This is a genomic window from Bradyrhizobium sp., assembly GCF_036009065.1.
Classification (GTDB): Bacteria; Pseudomonadota; Alphaproteobacteria; order Rhizobiales; family Xanthobacteraceae; genus Bradyrhizobium.
The window spans coordinates 1-2,467 of the sequence record NZ_DASYMN010000264.1; the positions used below are offsets into that span (position 1 = coordinate 1).

4 protein-coding genes are annotated in these 2,467 nt (G+C 62.3%); all 4 read right to left on the reverse strand.

What is annotated here, in order from left to right:
• On the reverse strand, positions 1-446 hold a 446-nt coding region (argB, locus tag VGP39_RS15955), incomplete at its 3' end, for an acetylglutamate kinase (protein WP_327569068.1).
• A 68-nt stretch (positions 447-514) separates the two neighbouring features.
• A complete protein-coding gene (locus tag VGP39_RS15960; RefSeq protein ID WP_327569069.1) occupies positions 515-895 on the reverse strand; it encodes a DUF423 domain-containing protein in 381 nt (126 codons plus the stop codon).
• Positions 892-1,545 (reverse strand): ribosome biogenesis GTP-binding protein YihA/YsxC, encoded by a 654-nt coding sequence (gene yihA / locus VGP39_RS15965; RefSeq protein ID WP_327569070.1) that lies wholly within the window; start codon positions 1,543-1,545, stop codon positions 892-894. Before yihA ends, VGP39_RS15960 begins: the two co-directional genes overlap by 4 nt.
• Positions 1,546-1,713: 168 nt before the next feature.
• On the reverse strand, positions 1,714-2,467 hold a 754-nt coding region (gene yidC / locus VGP39_RS15970; RefSeq protein WP_327569071.1), incomplete at its 5' end, for a membrane protein insertase YidC.

A 2,467-nucleotide genomic window follows, 5' to 3' on the forward strand; every position in this document is an offset into this window, starting at 1 on the left:
GAGCCCGGATCGACCATGGTGCGGGTCGCCTTCGACGCCTTCACCATATTGCCGTCCTTGCCGCACAGGCCGACCGCCTTGCCGCCGGCCTCGTTGATGTAGCTTACGATCTGCTTGTTGATGGAGCCCGCAAGCACCATCTCGACGATCTCGATGGTCGCGGCGTCGGTGATGCGCAGGCCGGCGGAAAATTCCGATTTGATGCCGAGCCGCTGCAGCATGGCCGCGATCTGCGGGCCGCCGCCATGAACCACCACCGGATTGATGGCGGTCTGTTCCAAGAGCACGATGTCGCGCGCGAACGCCTTGGCAAGGTCTTCGGCGCCCATGGCATGGCCGCCATATTTGATGACGATGGTTTCCTCGTCATACTCCTGCATGTGCGGCAGCGCCTCGGACAGGATGCGGGCCTGGTCGAGGGCACTGATATGGGGCGCGTCGGTCATGAAGCGGTCTCGTTATCGGCAGGATGGGAGCGGGTTCTATCTGATTGGCGGGCAGGGCGCAAAGCTTGTCAGACGCCACGCCGCGGCCACAGCGCCGCTAGCGCGAGCATCAGCCAGCTGAGGATCAAAAGCGTTCCGCCGGTAGGCGCGGCCATCGGGAAAAGACTGCGTTCGGCATACTGCCGCAGCGTCAGGTCCCCGGCGAACAGCGCTGCGGCAATGACGAAACCGAGCGCAGCCGCGAGGCCAAGGTGTTCTTGGATGACGCGCCGTTCGGCCAGCAAAACCGCCGCGAGCACCGCGCTGGCGTGAAACAACAGCATCGACGACGCCGACGCCAGCCGCGTGGCGTCGGGCTGATGTGCTGAGGCTGCCGCCAGAGCGACGCCGGCCGCGCCCATCGCTCCCGCCAGTGCCACGAGCGCCCGGAATAATCCGCCTCGCGTCATTGGCGGCGTTCCTCAAGCAGGCGGATCATCGCCGCGCGCAATTCCGGCATGCCGGCGCCGGTGCGGGACGACGTCACCAGCAGTTCAGGGAACGCCGCGGGATGTTTTGCAAGCGCCGCCACGGTGGCTTCGGTGCGCGACTCAAGCTCGGCAGGTTTTACCTGATCGGCTTTGGTCAGGACGACCTGATAGCTGACGGCGGCCTTGTCCAGGGTGGTCAAGATGTCGCCGTCGACATCCTTGATACCGTGCCTCGCATCGATCAGCACATAGACCCGCGCCAGGCTGCTGCGGCCTTGCAAAAATTTGTGAATCAGCGTGGTCCACGATACGACCTTGGCTTTTGGCGCCGCCGCATAGCCGTAACCGGGCATGTCGACCAGCCGGAAGCCGGCATCCTTCGGGCCTTCGAAGAAGATCAATTCCTGGGTGCGTCCCGGCGTATGCGAGGTCCGCGCCAGCGCGTTGCGGCCGGTGAGCGCGTTGATCAGGCTGGATTTGCCGACATTGGATCGTCCGGCGAACGCCACCTCCATGCCCTGCATCGGCGGCAGCGTTTCGATTGAGGGCGAGGCCCAGATGAACTGCCAGTCGCCGGCAAACAGCCTGCGGCCCTGCTCGATCAGCTTCGCATCGATGTCCGTGGTCATGCGAAGATTCCAGTTCATCGTCATGGCCGGGCTCGTCCCGGCCATCCACGTCTTTCTTTTTCGCCAACGCCGCAAGACGTGCATGCCCGGCACAAGGCCGGGCATGATGAGTTCAAAATTCTTGCGCCGCTGCTTCGCAGCCGCCTCAGGGTGCGGTCCTTCAGAATCCTACGTCGTCTTGTTTGCGGGCTTCTCGGCCGGTTTCTTGGCGAAGGTGGCCCTCAGATTGTCGAACAATTCGACCTTCACACCGTTCTTGCGCATGATGAAGCCCTGCTGCAGCACGGAGAGCAGGTTGTTCCACGCCCAGTAGATCACCAGGCCCGCCGGGAAGCCCGCGAGCATGAAGGTGAAAATCAGCGGCATCCAGTCGAAGATCATCTTCTGGGTTGGATCCGGCGGCGCCGGATTGAGCTTCATCTGGATCCACATCGTGATGCCCATGATGATCGGCCAAACGCCGAGCACCAGGTAGTAGCCCAGCACCGGGATATGGGTCGGATCGAAAGGCAGAAGGCCGAACAGGTTGAACAGATTGGTCGGATCGGGCGCCGACAAATCCTTGATCCAGCCGTAGAACGGCGCGTGGCGCATTTCGATGGTGACGAACAGCACCTTGTAGAGCGAGAAGAATACCGGAATCTGCAAGGCGACGGGAAGGCAACCGGCGATCGGGTTGATCTTCTCCTTCTTGTAGATCTCCATCATCTCCTGCTGCTGCTTCACCTTGTCGTCGGGATAGCGCTCCTTCAGCGCCTGCAATTGCGGCTGCACCGACTTCATCTTCGCCATCGAGGCGTAGGACTTGTTGGCGAGCGGGAAGAACAGCAGTTTCACCAGCACGGTCACCAGCAGGATGGCGACGCCGAAATTGCCGACCAGGTGATAGAACCAGTCGAGCGCCAGGAACATCGGCTTGGTG